The sequence below is a fragment of the Vogesella indigofera genome, from assembly GCF_003633895.1.
GTDB lineage: Bacteria > Pseudomonadota > Gammaproteobacteria > Burkholderiales > Chromobacteriaceae > Vogesella > Vogesella indigofera.
Map to the genome: position 1 here is coordinate 416,935 of NZ_RBID01000011.1, position 19,529 is coordinate 436,463.

The following is a 19,529-nucleotide window of genomic DNA, read 5'->3' on the forward strand; positions in this document are numbered from 1 at the left end:
CAATGATGTCTATGCAGGCCGTGATTCAACAGGCCCCGGGCGGGGTGGAAACGCTGGAACTGGCGTTGATCGAAAAACCGCAGCCGCAGCCGGGCCAGCTGCGGGTCAGGGTGTTGGCCGCCGGCGTGAACCGGGCGGATCTGGTGCAGCGCGAAGGGCATTATCCGCCGCCGCCGGGCGCGTCGCCGCTGCTGGGGCTGGAGGTGGCCGGGATCGTGGACGAGGTGAACGGCCCATCGCGCTTTCAGCAGGGCGATGCCGTGTTCGGGCTGGTGGCGGGCGGCGGTTATGCCGAGTACGCGCTGCTGGACAGCGCGGTGGCGATTCCGAAGCCGGACTGGCTGAGCTGGGTCGAGGCCGCCAGCCTGCCGGAGGCGTGGATGACGGCGTGGCTGAACCTGGTCGAGCTGGCCGAGCTGCAGGAGGGCGAGCGGGCGCTGATACACGCCGGCGCCAGCGGTGTCGGCGCGGCGGCGATTCAGCTGGCCGGTTTGCTCGGCGCCGAGGTGGTGGCCAGCGCCGGTAGCGAGGAGAAGCGCTGTTACTGCCAGTCGCTGGGCGCGATGCTGACCATCGACAGCCGCCAGCCAGGCTTTGCGGCCAACCTCAAGGCCGCCGGCGGTGTCGACGTGATCCTCGATCCGGTGGGCGCGGCGCTGTTTGCCGACAATCTGGCCAGCCTGCGCGCCGACGGCCGGCTGTTGCTGATTGGGGTGATGGGCGGCAGCAAGGGCGAGATCAATCTGGCGCAGCTACTAATGAAGCGCTTGCGGGTGCAAGGCTCGACCTTGCGCACCCAGCCGCTGGCGCGGCGCGCCCAGCTGGCGCAGGCGCTGGAAACGCAGGTACTGCCGGCGCTGCAGTCCGGCCGCGCGCGCGTGACGCTGGACAGTAGCTATCCGCTGGCAGCGGTGGCCGAGGCGCACCAGTATCTGGCCGACAACCGTAACCTCGGCAAGGTGGTGCTGACGCTGTTCCCTGTCACGGCGGCGTAATCTGGCGCCTCTAAGATGCAGTGCATCAGCAAACGGTGTTCACTTTCTGCTGAATGGATAGGGGTGGGGGCAATCTTTGGACGGATTGCCCCGTTTTTTTGCTTAGAACGTGTTCACGATCTCGCGAGCTAGAGCGAGACAAGGCGAAAACGGCTGAGGAAGCGGAGTTGACATGGGGTCAATGAGCATTCCGAAGGCGTACTCACCGTGTAACGTTTCACGAAGCGCAGCAGGTCGTGAACAGGTTCTCAGTCCTGCGCCGGTGCCAGCGCCTCGATCAGCGCCACTTCCTGGGTGTAGCTCAGCTGTTGCAACTGGCGCAGCAGTGCGGCGCCATCGACGCCGTGCTTGCGGTCCAGCTCGTCCTGCAGCAAGCGGTTTTCCACCGCCAGCCACAGGCCGCGGCAGGATTCGGCGGATTCGAAGGTCACGCCGCGCAACACCTCGGCAATCAGCAGCAGTTCCTCGTCGCTGAACTGGCGCGACAGCAGTGCCTGCTCGCGGCGGACGATCTCGGCGTAGCGCTCGCACATCTGCTGGATGCGGGCGTCCAGCGGTGGTTCGGCCGCGTGCTGCTCCAGTGCTTCGGCGTTGAACCAGGCGGCGGCGTCGAGAGTGACGGCCTCGGCGGCTTCCTGCCAGCTGTCGCGCAGCGCGGCGGCGAAGCGGGCATCGTCGGCAAAGCTCAGCTCGGGCCAGTCCATCAGCGGCGGCTGTTCGTGTCGCAGCAGGGCGTTGTTGGCCAGCAGTTCGCCATCCTCGCTGCAACGGACTTCGGCGCGCCAGCTGCCGGCTTCGCCGGTGGCGAGGTTGTCGACCAGCACTTCCAGGTAGGGCAGCGCCAGCGCCTGACCCTCGTCGGCGGTGACCAGACGGATGGCAATGTCGAACAGGACGCGTTTTTCCAGGCGCAGCAGCTGCAGCCCCTGGTCGTGGCGCAGCAGGCTGTAGTGGTCGCCGTGGTCGTAGACGGCGATGTCGTGCGGGTTGCGTGCGGCGCGATGCAGCGTGGCGCCCAGTTCCGGGGCCAGCTGGTTGATGTCCAGCGTCTCGCTCGCAAAACGCTGCTGCTTGCCGGCATGAGTGTGCCAAAGCGCATTCCAGTCGTACATTGTGTTGTTCTCCTGATGAAACGCCGCCAGTGTACCGAAATAAAGCCACCCCAGGCGGTGAACTGTAACCCTGTTTGTGCTATGATTCGCGCGACTTTCTAAAACTACGTGTTCCCATGACCCGACAAATTCGTAACATCGCCATTATCGCCCACGTTGACCACGGCAAGACCACTCTGGTTGACCAGCTGCTGCGTCAATCCGGTACTTTCCGTGAAAACCAGCAAGTTGACGAACGTGTAATGGACTCCAACGATCTTGAAAAAGAGCGTGGCATTACCATTCTGTCCAAAAACACCGCCGTCGAGTACGAAGGTGTGCACATCAACATCGTTGACACCCCTGGTCACGCCGACTTCGGTGGTGAAGTAGAGCGCGTTCTGGGCATGGTGGATGGCGTACTGCTGCTGGTGGATGCCGTTGAAGGCCCGATGCCGCAAACCCGTTTCGTGACCAAGAAGGCCCTGGCCCTGGGCCTGCGTCCTATCGTGGTGATCAACAAGGTAGACCGTCCGGGCGCACGTCCGGACTGGGTGGTAGACCAGACTTTCGACCTGTTCGACAAACTGGGTGCCAACGACGAACAGATGGACTTCCCGGTGATCTACGCTTCCGGCCTGAACGGCTTTGCCAAGCTGGAACTGGAAGAAGAATCCGACAACATGCGTCCGCTGTTCGAGACCGTGCTCAAGCACGTACCGACTCCGGCCGGTGATGCCGACGCCCCGCTGCAGTTCCAGATCTCCGCGCTGGACTACTCGACCTACACCGGTCGCATGGGTATCGGCCGCGTGCTGAACGGCCGCATCAAGCCGGGCCAGCAAGTCGTGGTAATGAACCACGAAGACCAGGTTGCTGCCGGCCGTATCAACCAGGTGCTGGGCTATCGCGGCCTGGAACGTGTACCGGTTGAAAGCGCCGAAGCTGGCGACATCATCATCATCTCCGGTATCGAAGACATCGGTATCGGCGTGACCATCTGCGACAAGGACCAGCCAGTTGGCCTGCCGGTGCTGGGTGTGGACGAACCGACCCTGACCATGGACTTCATGGTCAACTCCTCGCCACTGGCCGGTACCGAAGGCAAGTTCGTGACCTCGCGCCAGATTCGCGATCGTCTGACCAAAGAGCTGCTGACCAACGTGGCGCTGCGTGTTGAAGACACCGAAGACTCCGACGTGTTCCGCGTGTCCGGTCGTGGCGAACTGCACCTGACCATCCTGCTGGAAACCATGCGTCGTGAAGGCTTTGAAATCGCCGTGGCCAAGCCACGCGTGGTGTACAAGGACATCAACGGCGAGAAGTGCGAGCCGTACGAAAACCTGACCATCGACCTGGAAGACAACCACCAGGGCGGCGTGATGGAAGAAATCGGTCGTCGCCGTGGCGAACTGACCAACATGGAATCGGACGGCATGGGTCGTACCCGCCTAGAATACCATATTCCGGCCCGCGGTCTGATCGGCTTCCAGTCCGACTTCATGACCATGACCCGCGGTACCGGCCTGATGAGCCACGTGTTTGACGACTACGCACCGGTGAAGCCGGACATGCCAGGCCGTCACAACGGCGTGCTGATCTCGCAGGAAAACGGCGACGCCGTGGCCTACGCTCTGTGGAAGCTGGAAGACCGCGGCCGCATGTTCGTGTCGCCAGGCGACAAGCTGTACGAAGGCATGATCATCGGCATTCACAGCCGCGACAACGACCTGGTGGTGAACCCGGTCAAGGGCAAGCAGCTGACCAACGTGCGCGCCTCCGGTACCGACGAAGCCGTGCGCCTGACCACCCCGATCAAGATGACGCTGGAATCGGCTGTGGAATTCATCGACGACGACGAGCTGGTGGAAATCACGCCGAAGTCGATCCGTATTCGCAAGCGTTTCCTGAACGAATCCGATCGTCGCCGCATGAACAAGGCTGCCGCCAACTAAATGGCTGACCGGAACCGGCAACGGTTCCAGCTAAAACCGCCCGACAGGCCAGGCCTGTCGGGCGGTTTTTTATGGTGGCGGGGACAAGGTTGGCCGCAAGTGTTGCGGCCAACCTTGTCCTCTTGCGATCTGACTCAGCGGTTGTGGAACACGATGTCGCAGGCGAGACCGGTTTTCTGCAGCGCTTTCTGCGTTGCCAGATTGATGATCAGCGGGTTGCGGACATTGGCGCGCAGCTGCGACAGCGCCGGGTTGGCTTCGTCGCTCGGCAGCTCGCGGTAGATGGTCAGCAGGATGGCGGCGTCTTCCTGGCGGCTCAGCGCCAGCGCTGCGACTTCGTCCTGGCTCAGTTCGATCTCGTAGCGGATGCCGAGTTTTTGCGGGTCGGTCACGCTGAACAGCACATCGGGGTTGTCCAGCGACTGCATCCAGAACACGCTGGGGCTGTCGCTGTCGGCCTCATGGAACAGCTTGAAGCGGGTGCAGTTCTCGAAGGCAGGCAGGCCGGCCTCGAAAGTGATGATGGTGTTTTCATCGACTTCGACCTGGCCGAGCAGGCTGGAATTGAACAGCATGGTGCGTCTCCTCATGACATCGTGAACCGGCATTATGCAATAGCTGCGGGCGTTGTTGGCTGACAAATGTCAGCCGGCAACGGGTAAAATGCCGCGCCATGACTTCCTCTCTCTATCCTGCCGTCTATCAGGCGCTGTGCAGCAGCGATATCGACGCCAAACCTCGGCTCGCCAGCCTGTGTCATCAGCAGTGGCTGGCCGGCCGGCTACCGCGCGCGGCGGATGCGCTGCCCTTGCCGCATCCGCTGCCGGCGCCGGGGCGCCCGGCGCGGCCGCAGCTGGTGTCGCCGTTCGAGGTGCAGCGCCAGGGGCTGGGCAGCGTCGCCGGCCGTGCTGGCCTGATCCACGCCATCGCCCATATCGAATTCAATGCCATCAATCTGGCGCTGGACGCGGTCTGGCGCTTTCGCGACATGCCGGACGCCTTTGTCGAGGACTGGCTGCGGGTGGCGGCGGAAGAGGCGAAGCACTTCAACATGCTGCGCGAGCGGCTGCAGCAGCTGGGCTTCGACTACGGCGATTTTGTCGGCCACAACAGCCTGTGGCAGATGGCGGTGGACACCGATCACGACGTGATGGTGCGCATGGCGCTGGTGCCGCGGGTGCTGGAGGCGCGCGGCCTCGATGCGGTGCCGCCGATCCAGAAAAAGCTGGCGGCGCTGGGTGATAGCGCGACGGTGGCGATCCTCGACCAGATCTTCGAGGACGAGATCGGCCACGTGCAGATCGGCAACTACTGGTTCACCACGCTGTGCGACGCGCGCGGCATCGAGCCGCTGGCCTGCTTCCGCCAGTTGCTGATCGACTACGAAGTCGATACCCTGCGCGGTGCTTACAATTGGGAGGCGCGCCGGGCGGCGGGCTTCAGTGAATTCGAACTGGCGATGCTGGAAGACTTTGCCGTCACCCGGCGGCGCCTTTCAGCCGGAGCGTAATGCCATGCTGCAACAACTGTTTCGTCACCTGTGCGCACGACGGCCGCTGGCCATCGGCTGCATGATCATCGGCAGCCTGCTGTTCGTGCTGGCTTCTGCGCTGCAACAAGCGGCGGCCGGCAGTGTGCCGCTGCTGCTGCTGTCCATCGTGCTGATGGTGCTGGGCGTGGCCGGCCAGATGCTGGGCCTTCTGGCGCTGATGCGTGGTGGAAAACGCTAAAAATGCTACAAAAACAGTAACTTGATGTCGCTGTTGTGCGCTGTGGCCGGCTTGACGCTGCGCAGGGCGGCGCGCATAATCGCAGCGCAACAAAAAATTCATCAAAAGGCTCCGTCGCGGGGCCTTTTGCTTTGGCTTGACTCCGGGACAATCAAACATGGATGCACAGGCGTTTCTGCTGCAGCTGGAAAGCAATACCCTGCCAGCGGCCGAGTTCAATCATCGCGCGCACCTGCTGGCGGCGTGGTCGTACCGCCAGTTTTATCCGGCGCGCGAGGCGGCGGCCCGCTGCGCGCGCGCGTTGTCGCGTTACGCGATGGCACAGGGTGCGGCGGAGAAGTACCACCACACGCTGACCATGGCCAGCCTGACGCTGGTCTACGACCGTCTCGACGCCATGCCAGAGTGCCTGGACAACTGGCAGGATTTTGTTGCGGCCAACCCCGATCTGCTCGATGGCCTGCCTGCGCTGCTGCGGCAGCACTATTCCGAACACAAACTCAACGACGACATCGCGCGCCGGGCTTTTGTCGAGCCCGACCTCGCGCCGCTACCGATGTCCTGTCTGTTGCACTGAACCACTGAAGAAGCCTCCCCGATGAAAGCTCCCGAGCTGCTACTGCCTGCCGGCACGCTGGACAAAATGCGTGCCGCCTACGATTTTGGTGCCGATGCGGTGTACGCCGGCCAGCCGCGCTACAGCCTGCGTGCGCGCAACAACGACTTCAAACTGGAAGAGCTGCGCATCGGCATCGAAGAAGCGCACGCCCGCGGCAAGAAGCTGTTTGTGGCCAGCAACATCCTGCCGCACAACAGCAAGATCAAGACCTATATGTCCGACATGGAACCGGTGATCGAGATGAAGCCGGACGCGCTGATCATGGCCGACCCCGGCCTGATCATGATGGTGCGCGAACGTTGGCCGCACGTGCCCATCCACCTGTCGGTGCAGGCCAACACCACCAACTACATGGGGGTGAAGTTCTGGCAGAAGATGGGTGTGGAGCGCATCATCCTGTCGCGCGAGCTGTCCCTCGACGAAATCGCCGAGATCCGCCAGCAATGCCCGGACATGGAGCTGGAAGTGTTCGTGCACGGCGCGCTGTGCATTGCCTACTCCGGCCGCTGCCTGCTGTCCGGCTACTTCAACCACCGCGACCCGAACCAGGGCACCTGTACCAACGCCTGTCGCTGGGACTACAAGGTGCACGACACCCAGGGCGACGATGCCGGTGACGTGAAGCCGCAAAAGATCGACTTCGACTTCGGCAAGGCGCTGGAAGAAGCCAACCAGAGCTTCTCGTCCTGCGGCAGCCAAGAGCGTCACCCGCTGGCCGACAAGACCTATCTGATCGAGGAAGCCAACCGTCCGGGCGAGATGATGCCGATCATCGAGGACGAGCACGGCACCTACATCATGAACTCCAAGGACCTGCGCGCCGTCGAGCAGGTGGAGAAGCTGGTGAAGATCGGCGTGGACTCGCTGAAGATCGAAGGCCGCACCAAGAGCCTGTACTACGTGGCGCGCACCGCGCAGACCTACCGCCGCGCGATCGACGACGCCGTCGCCGGCCGCCCGTTCGACTACAGCCTGCTGGCCGAGCTGGAAGGCCTCGCCAACCGCGGCTACACCCCGGGCTTCCTCGAGCGTCACCAGACACAGGAACACCAGAACTACCTGTCCGGTCACTCCATCGCCAAGCAGAGCCAGTACGTCGGCGATGTGATGGAAGTGGACGCCGACGGCTGGGCGCTGATCGACGTGAAAAACCGCTTCGCCGTCGGCGACCGCGTGGAAATCATCCACCCGAGCGGCAACCGCACCGTGGAGCTCACCGCGATGACCCGCAACGGCGAAAGCGCCAGCGTGGCACCGGGCAATGGCGTGAAGGTGAAGATCCCCGGCATGGCCGGCATGGAGAAGGCACTGCTGGCGCGCCTGTTCTGAGCCGTATCCCCGCCGTTGCGGCCAACCTTTGTGGTGCAAAGGTTGGCCGCGGCCACGGTTAGCCCGTACAATTTGTGCATTGCATCCCAGCCGGGCGCCCCTTGCGTCCGGCCTTTGATTTTTCAGGACCGATATGACCATTCAGCAACTGATCAATGACCGTGTAGTGGCCGCGCTGGCCGCCGTCGGCGTCGAGGGCGCCAATGCTGCCATCCAGACCGCCTCCAAGCCGGAATTCGGCGACTATCAGGCCAACGGCGTGATGGGCGCGGCCAAGGCGCTGAAGACCAACCCGCGCGCGCTGGCGGAGCAGGTGGTGGCCAAGCTGGACCTGGTCGGTATCGCCAGCAAGATCGAGATCGCCGGTCCCGGCTTCATCAATATCCACCTCGACCCGGCCTTTGTCGCCGCACGCCTGCAAACCGCACTGCACGACGACGCGCTGGGCATCAGCAAGCCAGAGCCGCAAAAGGTAATGGTCGAGTATTCCTCGGTCAACCTGGCCAAGGAAATGCACATCGGCCACCTGCGCGGCGGCATCATCGGCGATGCGCTGGTGCGGGTGAACAGCTTCATCGGTCATGACGTCATTCGCCAGAACCATGTCGGCGACTGGGGCACCCAGTTCGGCATGCTGGTGGCGCACATGGTGGAATCGCGCGCCGCGGGCGAGGCGGAGCTGGAGCTGAAGGACCTGGACGTGTTCTACAAGCACTCCAAGAAACGCTTCGACGAAGACCCGGCCTTTGCCGACCTGGCGCGCGACTACGTGGTGCGCCTGCAGTCGGGTGACGCCGAGGTGCTGGCGCTGTGGCAACAGTTCGTCAAGCTGTCGCTGGCACACTGCAATGCCATCTACCACAAGCTGGGCCTGCTGCTGACCGACGACGATGTGCGCGGCGAGAGCTTCTACAACGACGACCTGCCGGTGCTGGTGGAAGAGCTGCGCCAGCAGGGGCTGCTGACCGAGAGCCAGGGCGCGCAGGTGGTGTTCCTCGACGAATTCAAGAACAAGGAAGGCGAGCCGGCGGCCTACATCGTGCAGAAGCAGGGTGGCGGCTATCTGTACGCCACCACCGATCTGGGCGCAATCCGCTTCCGTACCCGCCAGCTGGGGCTGGATCGCTGCCTGTACGTGGTCGATTCGCGCCAGAGCCTGCACTTCCAGCAGCTGTTCACCACCGCGCGCAAGGCCGGTTTCCTGCGCGCCGACGCACAATTCGAGCACATCGGCCACGGCACCATCATGGGCCCGGACGGCAAACCGTTGAAAACCCGCTCCGGCGACAGCGTGAAGCTGGTCGACCTGCTGGACGAGGCCATCGAGCGCGCTTACCTGCTGGTGAGCGGCAAGAGCCCGGAGATGGCGGAAAGCGAACGCCGCCAGATCGCCGAGGCGGTGGGTATCGGCGCGCTGAAGTACGCCGACCTGTCCAAGAGCCGCAATACCGACTACATCTTCGACTGGGACGCGATGCTCAGCTTCGAGGGCAATACCGCGCCTTACCTGCAGTACGCCTACACCCGCGTGCAAAGCGTGCTGCGCAAGGCCGAGGACTACAACCCGGCCGCCTCCATCGTCATTAGCGAAGCAGCGGAGAAGCAGCTGGCGGTAGCGCTGTCGCAGTTCGAGGACGTGCTGTCCACCGTGGCCGAAGGCAGCCAGCCACACCACCTGTGCAGCTACCTGTACAACGTGGCGACGCTGTTCTCGCGCTTCTACGAAGCCTGCCCGATCCTGAAGAGCGAGGGCGAGGTGCGCCACAGCCGCCTGCAGCTGGCGGCGCTCACCGGCAAGACGCTGAAAACCGGCCTCGGCCTGCTCGGCATCGCGGTGCTGGAAGCGATGTAAGGAATGCCGTACTGGCCAAGGTTGGCCGCAAGGCCAGCCGTGTGCCACGCCAGTCCATGAAAAAACCCGCCGACTGGCGGGTTTTTTCATGGTGCCCGCTGGTGGCGGGGCTGCCGGGGCCAGGCTGGCGCGGGATTGCTTGCGGCCAACCTTGCTGGCCCGATATCTGCGCCTGTGCGCCGGACAGGCGGGTAGACCCCACAAGGCACCCGCTCCGATGGCAGAAACAACCCGGGCAGCGCGTCGCCTGGCCGCACGCAGCGTGGCGGGCTCAGCCCCGGTAGCGCAGCGCCTCGACGAAGGCGAGGAAGGCGGGGGAGGTTTGCCGCCGGTTAGGGTAGTACAGGTGGTAACCCTGGAAGGACGGGCACCACTCGGGAAGCACCTCCACCAGCCGCCCGTCCGCGATGTAGGGCGCGACCAGTTGCTCCGGGATATAGCCTAGACCCAGCCCGTCCAGCGCGCCGTTGAGCACGTGCATGATGTTGTTGAACACGAGTTGTCCCTCCCCCCTGACGGTGAAGGCCTTGCCGTCCTTCTCGAATTCCCAGGCATAGATGGCGCCCGATGGGCGGTGCCGGATATTGATGCAGGCGTGCCCGGTCAGCTCGTGGGGCGTTTCCGGGCGGGAGCGTGTCTCGAAATAGGCCGGCGAGCCCACGACGGCGAGGCGCCAGTCCGGCCCGACGCGCACGGCAATCATGTCCTTGCTGACGGACTCGCCCATGCGTATGCCCGCGTCGAAACGCTCTTCGACGATGTTGCGGAAGCCGTAGTCGACAAAGAGCTCCAGCGTGATGTCCGGATACTGGCTCAGGAACGCGGAAAACTTCGGTCGCAAACATAACTCGATCTGGTCGTCGGTACAGGTGAGACGGATGGTGCCCGCCGGTTTGTCCCGCAATTCTCCCAAGGCCTCAACCTCGGCTGCGATCTGCTCGAACAGCGGGGCCAGCGATCGGAGCAGACGCTCGCCGGCTTCGGTCGGGGAGACGTTGCGGGTCGTGCGCGCTAGCAGGCGGATGCCCAGCCGTTCCTCAAGCGTCCTGATCGTGTGGCTCAGCGCCGAGGGCGTCAGATCAAGCCTTGCCGCCGCCTTCGAGAAGCTCTGCTCGCGGGCGACGGCGACAAAGGCCTGCAGGTCGTTCACTTTGCTTGGTTTCATTGATGAAAAATTCTCATAAGTGCATGAAGACTATACCGGCTAATCGGATTGACGTCGATGCGTCACTATCTGCCTGCACCGCGATGACGGTGCTGGCAGGTAGCCTGCACGCAAACGTGTGGAGTGATTTGCAGGGGGCTGCCTGCTCGGTGTGTGCCCGGTAACGGCCAGTTTTTCGTTTTCAGATACCACAAGGAATACTCAAATGGACGCCGCAATCTCCAGGAAAAACTTCATCAAGGGCGCGCTGCTGACCGGCGCTGCCATGCTGATGAGTGCGCAGCCGGTGTTGGCCAGCGCATCGCTACCCGCAACAGGAAATACCATGCAACTGACCCAGAAGTGGGACAAGACCTTCCCCCAGAGCGACAAGGTCGATCACCAGAAGGTGACTTTCAAGAACCGCTACGGCATTACGCTGGCGGCGGACCTGTACCTGCCGAAAAGCCGGGGCAGCAAGCGCCTGGCGGCGCTCGCGATCAGCGGCGCGTTTGGCGCGGTCAAGGAGCAGTCTTCCGGTTTGTACGCGCAGACCATGGCCGAGCGCGGTTACGCGACGGTTGCATTTGACCCTTCGTACACCGGCGAAAGCGGCGGCGAGCCGCGCAATCTGGCCTCCCCGGAGATCAATACCGAAGACTTCAGCGCAGCGGTCGACTACCTCGGCCAGCAGCCCTTCGTCGACCGCGAGCGGATCGGCATCATCGGCATCTGCGGCTTCGCCGGCATGGGCCTGAATGCGGCAGCGGTGGACAAGCGCATCAAGGCCGTTGCCACTACCAGCATGTACGACATGTCGCGCGTGATGGCGAAGGGTTACAACGACAGCCTGGGCAAGGTGCAGCGCGGGCAAATGCTGGAGAAGATGAGCCGGCAACGCTGGACCGACGCCTCCGCCATCGGTCCGCGCATTCTGCCCGAGACGCTGGATGGCGTGACCGACCCCGTGGTGCGGATGTACTTCGACTACTACCGCACGCCGCGTGGTTTCCACGAACGCTCGCTGAATTCCAATGGCGGTTGGACGGCATCGATGCCCATGTCCTTCATGAACATGCCGCTGCTCACCTACATCAACGAGATCTCGCCGCGCCCCATCTTGCTGATCGCGGGAGAAAAGGCTCATTCACGCTACTTCAGTGAAGACGCCTACAAGGCCGCGGCAGAGCCCAAGGAGCTGCTGATCATCAAGGACGCGATCCACACCGACCTGTACGACCAGGTCAACATCATTCCCTGGGACAAGCTGGACGCGTTCTTTGGCAAGCATCTGGCGAAGTGAGCGATGACGAATCAGCTTGTTGACGCGCCGATAAGCCGCGCCGAGGACCGGGAAGCAAGCGGTGACCGGCGCGCCTGCTGGAGCGGTGTCTTCGCGATGACGCTTTGCGTCTTCGTGCTGATCGCTTCGGAATTCATGCCGGTGAGCCTGCTGACCCCGATGGCAGCCGAACTGCAGGTCAGCGAAGGGCTGGCGGGCTACGGGCTCGCCATCTCCGGCGTGTTCGCGGTGGCCAGCAGCCTGTCGATCGCGTCGCTGGCCGGCGCGATGAACCGCAAGACGCTGCTGCTGTGGCTGACCGGGCTCATGGGTGTGTCGGGGCTGGTGGTCGCGATGGCACCCGACTACCCGACCTACATGGCAGGCCGCGCGCTGATCGGCGTGGTGGTCGGCGGGTTCTGGTCGATGTCGGCTGCCGTCGCCATGCGGCTGGTACCCGCCCAGCAGGTGCCGAAGGCCCTGGCCGTCTTCAACGGTGGCAATGCGCTGGCCACCGTGGTGGCGGCGCCGCTGGGCAGTTATCTTGGCGGCATCATCGGCTGGCGCGGGGCCTTCTTCTGCCTGCTGCCGGTGGCCTTGATCTCGCTGCTGTGGCAGTGGCGCAGCCTGCCCGCCATGAAGGTGGTCGCCCGCCCGGCGAATGCGGGCGGTGTCTTCAGGCTGTTGCAGCGGCCCCAGATCGTGCTGGGCATGCTGGGGGTGGGCACGTTCTTCATGGGCCAGTTCGTGCTGTTTACCTACGTGCGCCCCTTCTTGGAAAACGTCACCCAGGTGACCGTGTCGACACTGTCGATGATCCTGTTGCTGATCGGTGTCGCGGGTTTCGTCGGTGCCACGCTGATCGGCCGCTTCCTGAGGGCAGGTCTCTACCGTACGCTGGTGTGCATTCCGGTGCTCATGGCCGCGATCGGGCTGTGTCTGGTCGCCTTTGGCAGCTCTGTGGCCGCGGTCTGCCTGCTGCTGTGGCTGTGGGGGCTGGTGGCCACGGCCGCGCCGGTGGGCTGGTGGACGTGGCTTGCGCGTTCGTTGCCGAAAGACGCCGAGGCGGGCGACGGCCTGATGGTGGCCGTGATCCAGCTGTGCATCGCGCTGGGCTCCGTCATCGGCGGTCTGTTGTTCGATGGCAGTGGCTATCGCGCTACTTTCATGGCCAGCGCGGCATTGCTGCTACTGGCCGCGGCATGGGCTTACCTGACTTCGCGCATGCAAGCGCCGGATGCCTGAGTCGGGCTCCACCGCCGGGGTGCTGCATGACGAGGCAACAAGTTATGCGCCACGCCAGTCCATGAAAAAACCCGCCAACCGGCGGGTTTTTTCATGGTGCCCGCTGGTGGCGGGGCTGCCGGGGCCAGGCTGGCGCGCGATCGCTTGTCGCGGCCAACCTTGCGGATATTGTGCTCACTGCCGGTGGGATGGACCGGCGGGCGCGGGCTGCATGACCGGTCGGGTCGGCAGCCGTTACGGGTGGCCGGGTGGGGCCTGCCGCGTTGCCGGTGTGTTCAGGCGACCTTGAACTGCTGCATCAGCGCGGCCAGGCGCTGGCTGGCGGCGGCGGTCTGTTCCGCGCTGTGCTCGCTTTGTAGCAGCACGCTGCTGATGTTCTGCGTGGCGCTGTCGACGTGCTGCACCTTGTCACCATAACCGCGGCTGGCGCTGGCGATGCCGTCGATGGCGGAGATCAGGGTAGCGATCAGCTGCTGCGCGTCGCCGTTGTCGTGGGCGGCGTCCTCGGCCAGTTTCAGGCCGTCTTCCATCTTGCTCATGCCGCTGCCCATGCTGCTGACGGCGCCGGCCGCCTGCTGCTGGATGCCGCTGATCATGCCGCCGATCTGCAGCGTGGCGCTGGCGGTGCGATCGGCCAGCTTGCGCACCTCGTCGGCGACCACGGCGAAGCCGCGGCCGGATTCGCCGGCCCGCGCCGCCTCGATCGCCGCGTTCAGTGCCAGCAGGTTGGTCTGGTCGGCGATGTCGCGGATCACCGCCACGATCTCGCCGATCTCGCTGGCGCTGGCCTGCAGCTGTTGCAGGGTCAGCGACGAGCCGAGCACCGATTCGCGGATGCCCTGCGAGCGCTCGCGAATCAGCGCCACCTGCTGCGTGCTGCCCTGCGCCAGCGCTTCCATGCGCTGCAGGATGCTGGCGGCGCTGTCGCTAGCATGGTCGATCTGCTGCTGTTGCTGCCCCAATAGCGGGCGCATCTCCGCCATGCGCTCGACCACGCCCATCACGCTGTCGCGGGTGTCGTGGCGGCTGCCCTGCAGCTGCTGGTTGGCGATGCCGATCTCGTGCGAGGCGTGCACCACCTGGCGGATGGTGCCTTCCAGCTTGTCGATGAAGCTGTTGAACCAGCTGGCCAGCGTCGACAGCTCGTCCGGCTTGCGGCTGTCCAGCGCCAGGCGCTGGCGCAGGTCGCCGCCGCCCTCGGCGATGCTGCGGATGGCGCGGATCAGCGAGGTGACGCGCCCGGTCAGCTGCTTGGCGCCGAGGTGGTAGAACGCCAGCACCCCCAGCGCCTGCGCCACCCAGAACACCGGCAGCGACAGCGCCGCCGGCAGCCCGGCAAAGTGGTCGATGGCCCAGCCGGCGAGGCCGGCGGGAATGGCGGTCAGCAGGTACAGCCGCGTCAGGCGGTAGCCCAGCGGCCGGCTGCGGTACACCTCTTCCAGATCGGCCTCGCACATCATGCCCCAGGTGTCGTCGCTGCCGGGCAGCTGGAAGGTGACGCCGCGGCCGACCACCGGGATGTAGCGGTAGTCGGCGTAGCCGGGATAGCTGACGAAGGTGTTTTCGCCGCAGCGGATGGTTTCGCGCACGCCGGGGTGCAGCTGGCCGCTGGACGGGTCGTTGAAGCGTAGCTCCAGCTCGGTGTGCCTCTGCACCCGCACGCTGCCGAACGGGGTGGCAACGCCGTCCTTCAGGTTGTCGCCGAGGCTGAAGGTCTTGTCCTCGAAGCGCGAACGCGACAGCGCGGTGCCCGGCACCACGCCGGGATCGAACACCGGTTTGGCCATGAACAGGTAGTTGTCGCCGGAGTCGCGGAAGATGTGCCCGGCCTCGCGCTGGATCAGGTCGCCGAGCACGTCGTTGGGCACCCGCCCGCACAGGCAGCGGCTGCCATTGTCCAGCGGCAGGTAGAACATCAGCGTCACTTCGTCGTGAAAGCGCGAGGTGGACGGCCCCAGCTGTTCGGTGACGGGGTCGTTGTAGGGGCCGTGCAGGAAACGCTGGCGCAGGCCGCGCTGCAGCGCCGCCGGCTGCGTCAGACGTTGGCCGCAGCGCTGCGTGGCGGTGGACGCCAGCACCACGCCGGTGGCGTCGACGATGAACAGCTCGGAGAAGTCCGGCGCCAGCTGCTTGCGGCGTGCCAGCAGCGCCTGCGGCTGCGCGCTGCTGCGGCACTGTTGCGCCAGCGTCTCCAGCTGCACCCATTGTCCGCTGGCCCAGCGCTGCAGGATGTCGACGCGGTTGGCGGCGAGGCTGCCGAAAATCTGCGCCATCGCGTCGTGGCGGTGACGGTTGAGCAGGCAGCTCCAGCGCATGGCCAGCTTGCCGGTGCCGCCGAACCACGGCAGCCAGTGTTGCTCTTTGCGACTCAGGGACATGGTAGGACTTGGTGCAGTCATGGCGATCCTGTCAGCGGAGGGGGATGCCGTGTTGCAGCAAGAATCAGGCCATTATTTCGATAAATAATGCTGCGCCGGTCGCGCCGTCATGGTGCAGCGCGATGACCGGGAACGTGCCGCTGCGCCGAACTGGTGCGCCGCTGCCGCCTGCGGCCAACGTTGGCCGCAGGCGTTCAGCTGTCGATGCGGCCGCGGGTGTAGGTCAGGAAGTGGCCCTTGTAGGCCTCGCCGCTGTTCTGCCGCCGTGCCGCCGCGCGCTCGCTGAAGCGGTAGCCGCGCGCCTGCATCGCGTGGGTGAACGCATTCTTGTTGCCGCGGCCGGGGTCGAGCACGATCACCTCGGCGTTGTCGGCGCAGTGGCGGTCGAGAAAGCCGGCCAGCTGCGACGGCAGCTCGCGGTCGTAGAGCAGGTCGCTGCCGATGATCAGGTCGAACTTGCCCAGCGCCGGATTGGCGGTGGCCCAGTTGCCATTCTGGTACGGCACCGCCGGCAGGCCGCAGCGCAGCGCGTTGTGCTGCAGGAAGCTGTCGGTCAGCGGGTGGCAGTCGCTGGCGGTGATGTCGCCGCCGCGCTGCTGCAGCACCAGGCTGGCCAGCCCCAGGCCGCAGCCGACCTCCAGGATGCGCTTGCCGCGGATGTTCTTGCTGAGCATGGCGTCGGCCATGATGCGTGCCGACGGCCACACCAGCCCGAACAGCGGCCACGCCGCTTCCGGAATGCCGGCCGCGGCGGCGGCGCCGTCGGGATCGTGGTACTGGTTGCCATCCAGCAGCGAGCGGATGGGATAGCGGGTGTCTCCGATGAGCACGGATTCGAATTTGACCTGATAGCCGGGCATGGGCACTTTCGGGCGATAGAGGGATCGGCACTGATCAACTTATCGCGCCAGGTGCGCAGCAACAGGAAGAAGAGTCTGGGTCGGGCTGCCGGCGGCGTGGCGGCCGCCGGGGTGTTCGGGTGTTACGCGCCGTGCTGGCGGTGTTGCGGGTGCTGCGGGCAAGTGCAGAGATGGTCGTTGACCACGCCGGTGGCCTGCAGGAAGGCGTAGATCACCGTGCTGCCGACAAAATTCATGCCTTCCTTTTTCAGCGCCTTGCTGATGCGGTCGGACAATTCGGTACTGGCCGGGCATTCGCCCAGGCTGGCCCACTGGTTTTGCAGCGGCTGGCCATCAACATGATCCCACAACCAGCGTGCAAAGCTGCCATGTTTTTGCTGCATTGCAAGAAAAACGCGGGCGTTGCGGATCGCGCTGTTGATCTTCAGCCGGTTGCGCACGATGCCGGCATCCTGCAGCAGCCGCTCGACGTCGGCCTCGTCCATCGCTGCCACCCGTTGCGGGTCGAAGTGGTGGAAGGCGCGGCGGTAGTTGTCGCGCTTTCTCAGGATGGTGATCCACGACAGCCCGGCCTGGGCGCCTTCCAGCACCAGCATCTCGAACAGCTTGCGGTCGTCGTGTACCGGCTGCCCCCATTCGGTGTCGTGGTAGGCGATGTACAGCGGGTCGTCGCTGCACCAGCCGCAGCGTTGCAGAGTGGTCATGGTGGCGGGTTCCTTGTGGGTGATGGCCGGTTTGCCGTTCATGACAGCATTGTAATGGCGATCTGCTGCCAGCGTGCTGTCAGCACATGGCATGGCAATTGCTGCGCTCCAGTGCAATAACAAATTAAAAGGGAGACCCAAGGTGCTGACAGTCATGCTGGTGAAGGACGGTTCCGGCAAGGCCGCGTCGTTGCGGACGCTGCTGGAGCAGGCTGGCGTGCGCGTGGTGGCCGAGGTGGAGGCGAACCTGCATCTGGCCGACGTGCTGGCGGCGGCGCGTCCCGACGTGGTGCTGATCGACAGCGATGCACCATCGCGCGACATGCTGGAGCAGGTGTGCGTGATGGGCGCGCAGAGCGAGCGGCCGGTGGTGATGTTCACCGACGACGGCAGCCGCGACACCATCCGCGCCGCGCTCAGCGCCGGCGTCGCCGCCTATGTGGTCGGCGACGTGGAAAGCAGCCGCATCCAGCCGCTGCTGGAGGTGGCGATCGAGCGCCACCAGATCGACGTCTCGCGCCGTGCCGAGCTGGCCGACGCGCAACGGCAGCTGGCCGACCGCAAGGTGGTGGAAAAGGCCAAGGGCCTGCTGATGGAGATGAAGGGGCTGGACGAGGCCACCGCCTACAAGCAGCTGCGCGAGCGGGCGATGAAGCAGCAGAAGAAGCTGTCCGAGGTAGCGCAGGAGATTATCAGCCTGGCGGAGTGGCTGAAAAGCTGAACCCGCCGCTGTCGCACAAGGTTGGCCGCAACAGGCATGCTGTTGCGGCCTTTTGCTTTCTGGCGGCGCCACTCGTGGTGCACGCCGGTACCGAGCTGGTGCCGCGCGGTGCTGTTGCAGTGCAAAATAATTGCCGCAAAATAAAAAACCCATTAAAAACAAGGCATTGATGGCTGGCATGACCCTTGCTAAATGAATGGCGAGACGCGAACACGCGTCACAAAGCAGGAAGGTGCCAACGGCGGCGCAGGCCTGGTAACACGGACAACGGCGTCCGTTGCCCTTTCTGATGAAGGGGTGACGGGCGCTTTTTCTTTTGCACTTGCAGTCCACTCACTCTGGGAGCAGCACATGGAAAAGCGTCACGAACTCGATCACCACCCGCATGCGGCGGGCAACGAACGTCGCGACTTCCTCAAGGGAGCCTTGTCACTGATGGCCTCAACCGCCTTGCCTGCCGGCTTTGCCACCTCCGCCTTTGCCGCGGCCACCGGCAAACCCGAAAAGACCGAAGTCAAAGTCGGTTTCATCCCGCTGACCGACTGCGCGTCGGTGATCGTGGCGTCGAAGCTGGGCTTCGACAAGAAGTACGGCATCACCATCGTGCCGTCGAAGGAGGCCAGCTGGGCCGCGGTGCGCGACAAGCTGGTCAACGGCGAGCTGGACGCCTCGCACGCGCTGTACGGCATGATCTACGGCGTGCACCTCGGCATCGGCGGCCCGAAGAAGGACATGGCGGTTCTGATGACGCTGAACCAGAACGGGCAGGGCATCACGCTCTCCAACCAGCTGAAGGAGAAGGGCGCCACCACTGGCCCGGCGCTGGCCAAGCTGATCAAGGCCGAGCCGCGCGAGTACACCTTCGCGCAGACCTTCCCCACCGGCACCCACGCCATGTGGCTGTACTACTGGCTGGCGGCGCACGGCGTCAATCCGCTGTCGGACGTGAAGACCATCGTGGTGCCGCCGCCGCAGATGGTGGCCAATATGCGTGTCGACAATATGGACGGCTACTGTGTCGGCGAGCCGTGGAACGCGCGCGCCATCGCCGACGGCATCGGCTTCTCGGTGGCCACCACGCAGCAGATCTGGCCGGATCACCCGGAAAAGGTGCTCGGCACCACCGGCGAGTGGGTGAAGAAGTATCCCAACACCGCGCGCGCTCTGGTGGCGGCGCTGCTGGACGCCTCGCGCTACATCGACGAGGTGAAGAACCGCGCCAGCGTCGCCAAGCTGATTGCCGAGAAGGCCTACGTCAACGCGCCGGAGGCGGTGATCGCCGGCCGCTTTGCCGGTGCCTACGAGGACGGCCTCGGCAAGAAGTGGCAGGACCCGAAACTGATGAAGTTCTTCGACGGCGGCAAGGTCAACTTCCCGTATCTGTCCGACGGCATGTGGTTCCTGACCCAGCACAAGCGCTGGGGCTTGCTGAAGACCGATCCCGACTACCTGGCGGTGGCGAAGCAGATCAACCAGATCGCCATCTACAAGGACGCGGCAGCGATGGCCAGGGTGCCGCTGCCGGCCAGCGATATGCGTAGCAGCAAGCTGATTGACGGCGTGGTGTGGGACGGCAAGAACCCGGCCGCCTACGCCGCCAGCTTCAAGATCAAGGCCTGAGGAG

General features: G+C 64.5%; 18 protein-coding genes. 12 read left to right on the forward strand and 6 right to left on the reverse strand.

All coding sequences use genetic code 11. From position 1 onward, the window contains the following. Positions 1 to 2 precede the first annotated feature (2 nt). Positions 3 to 995 carry an NAD(P)H-quinone oxidoreductase gene (locus C8E02_RS04255; protein WP_245961061.1) on the forward strand — a complete coding sequence of 331 codons (993 nt, stop codon included), beginning with the start codon at positions 3 to 5 and terminating at the stop codon, positions 993 to 995. Positions 996 to 1,243: 248 nt separating this feature from the next. On the opposite strand, the gene C8E02_RS04260 is transcribed toward C8E02_RS04255, so the two are convergent. Then, on the reverse strand, positions 1,244 to 2,107 hold the full coding sequence (locus C8E02_RS04260) for a hypothetical protein (protein ID WP_120809776.1): 864 nt from the start codon (positions 2,105 to 2,107) through the stop codon (positions 1,244 to 1,246). A 116-nt stretch (positions 2,108 to 2,223) separates the two neighbouring features. On the opposite strand from C8E02_RS04260, the gene typA reads away from it, so the two are divergent. Then, on the forward strand, positions 2,224 to 4,041 hold the full coding sequence (typA, locus tag C8E02_RS04265) for a translational GTPase TypA (RefSeq protein ID WP_047965291.1): 1,818 nt from the start codon (positions 2,224 to 2,226) through the stop codon (positions 4,039 to 4,041). Between the two features lie 134 nt (positions 4,042 to 4,175). On the opposite strand, the gene fliW is transcribed toward typA, so the two are convergent. Continuing rightward, on the reverse strand, positions 4,176 to 4,616 hold the full coding sequence (fliW, locus tag C8E02_RS04270; RefSeq protein ID WP_120809777.1) for a flagellar assembly protein FliW: 441 nt from the start codon (positions 4,614 to 4,616) through the stop codon (positions 4,176 to 4,178). 98 nt (positions 4,617 to 4,714) lie between these two features. On the opposite strand from fliW, the gene C8E02_RS04275 reads away from it, so the two are divergent. The 5 genes from C8E02_RS04275 to argS all read left to right on the forward strand — a co-directional run bounded on the left by C8E02_RS04275 (position 4,715) and on the right by argS (position 9,571). Beyond that, on the forward strand, positions 4,715 to 5,551 hold the full coding sequence (locus C8E02_RS04275; RefSeq protein WP_120809778.1) for a ferritin-like domain-containing protein: 837 nt from the start codon (positions 4,715 to 4,717) through the stop codon (positions 5,549 to 5,551). A 4-nt stretch (positions 5,552 to 5,555) separates the two neighbouring features. Then, the gene (locus C8E02_RS04280; RefSeq protein ID WP_047965294.1) at positions 5,556 to 5,771 is read left to right on the forward strand and encodes a hypothetical protein; all 216 of its coding nucleotides are present in this window, start codon (positions 5,556 to 5,558) and stop codon (positions 5,769 to 5,771) included. Positions 5,772 to 5,928: 157 nt separating this feature from the next. Continuing rightward, on the forward strand, positions 5,929 to 6,348 hold the full coding sequence (locus tag C8E02_RS04285; protein WP_120809779.1) for a hypothetical protein: 420 nt from the start codon (positions 5,929 to 5,931) through the stop codon (positions 6,346 to 6,348). Positions 6,349 to 6,369: 21 nt separating this feature from the next. After that, on the forward strand, positions 6,370 to 7,719 hold the full coding sequence (gene trhP / locus C8E02_RS04290) for a prephenate-dependent tRNA uridine(34) hydroxylase TrhP (RefSeq protein ID WP_120809780.1): 1,350 nt from the start codon (positions 6,370 to 6,372) through the stop codon (positions 7,717 to 7,719). Positions 7,720 to 7,852: 133 nt separating this feature from the next. Then, a complete protein-coding gene (argS, locus tag C8E02_RS04295) occupies positions 7,853 to 9,571 on the forward strand; it encodes an arginine--tRNA ligase (RefSeq protein ID WP_120809781.1) in 1,719 nt (572 codons plus the stop codon). A gap of 271 nt (positions 9,572 to 9,842) precedes the next feature. Here argS and C8E02_RS04300 read toward each other — a convergent pair whose 3' ends face one another. Continuing rightward, positions 9,843 to 10,736, reverse strand: coding sequence for a LysR family transcriptional regulator (locus C8E02_RS04300; RefSeq protein ID WP_120809782.1), 894 nt, complete (start codon positions 10,734 to 10,736; stop codon positions 9,843 to 9,845). 205 nt (positions 10,737 to 10,941) lie between these two features. Here C8E02_RS04300 and C8E02_RS04305 point away from each other — a divergent pair, with 205 nt between their 5' ends. Both C8E02_RS04305 and C8E02_RS04310 read left to right on the forward strand, forming a co-directional pair. Next, the gene (locus C8E02_RS04305; RefSeq protein ID WP_120809783.1) at positions 10,942 to 12,018 is read left to right on the forward strand and encodes an alpha/beta hydrolase; all 1,077 of its coding nucleotides are present in this window, start codon (positions 10,942 to 10,944) and stop codon (positions 12,016 to 12,018) included. Positions 12,019 to 12,021: 3 nt separating this feature from the next. After that, on the forward strand, positions 12,022 to 13,242 hold the full coding sequence (locus tag C8E02_RS04310) for an MFS transporter (RefSeq protein WP_170152100.1): 1,221 nt from the start codon (positions 12,022 to 12,024) through the stop codon (positions 13,240 to 13,242). A 275-nt stretch (positions 13,243 to 13,517) separates the two neighbouring features. Here the strand turns inward: C8E02_RS04310 and C8E02_RS04315 are convergent, their stop codons facing one another. From C8E02_RS04315 to C8E02_RS04325, 3 genes are all read right to left on the reverse strand, one after another. Next, positions 13,518 to 15,620, reverse strand: coding sequence for a methyl-accepting chemotaxis protein (locus C8E02_RS04315; RefSeq protein WP_245961062.1), 2,103 nt, complete (start codon positions 15,618 to 15,620; stop codon positions 13,518 to 13,520). Between the two features lie 194 nt (positions 15,621 to 15,814). Next, the gene (locus tag C8E02_RS04320) at positions 15,815 to 16,480 is read right to left on the reverse strand and encodes a class I SAM-dependent methyltransferase (protein ID WP_120809786.1); all 666 of its coding nucleotides are present in this window, start codon (positions 16,478 to 16,480) and stop codon (positions 15,815 to 15,817) included. A gap of 122 nt (positions 16,481 to 16,602) precedes the next feature. Further along, complete coding sequence (locus C8E02_RS04325) at positions 16,603 to 17,184, reverse strand: DNA-3-methyladenine glycosylase I (RefSeq protein ID WP_120810086.1); 582 nt, start codon at positions 17,182 to 17,184, stop codon at positions 16,603 to 16,605. Positions 17,185 to 17,326: 142 nt separating this feature from the next. Here C8E02_RS04325 and C8E02_RS04330 point away from each other — a divergent pair, with 142 nt between their 5' ends. From C8E02_RS04330 to C8E02_RS04335, 3 genes are all read left to right on the forward strand, one after another. Then, complete coding sequence (locus tag C8E02_RS04330) at positions 17,327 to 17,905, forward strand: ANTAR domain-containing response regulator (protein ID WP_047965300.1); 579 nt, start codon at positions 17,327 to 17,329, stop codon at positions 17,903 to 17,905. Next, positions 17,890 to 18,075 carry a hypothetical protein gene (locus C8E02_RS17150; RefSeq protein WP_147424431.1) on the forward strand — a complete coding sequence of 62 codons (186 nt, stop codon included), beginning with the start codon at positions 17,890 to 17,892 and terminating at the stop codon, positions 18,073 to 18,075. The genes C8E02_RS04330 and C8E02_RS17150 overlap by 16 nt, the downstream gene beginning before the upstream one ends. A gap of 181 nt (positions 18,076 to 18,256) precedes the next feature. Continuing rightward, positions 18,257 to 19,525, forward strand: a complete 1,269-nt coding sequence (locus C8E02_RS04335; protein ID WP_120809787.1) for a CmpA/NrtA family ABC transporter substrate-binding protein — start codon at positions 18,257 to 18,259, stop codon at positions 19,523 to 19,525. The last annotated feature ends 4 nt before the right edge of the window (positions 19,526 to 19,529 follow it).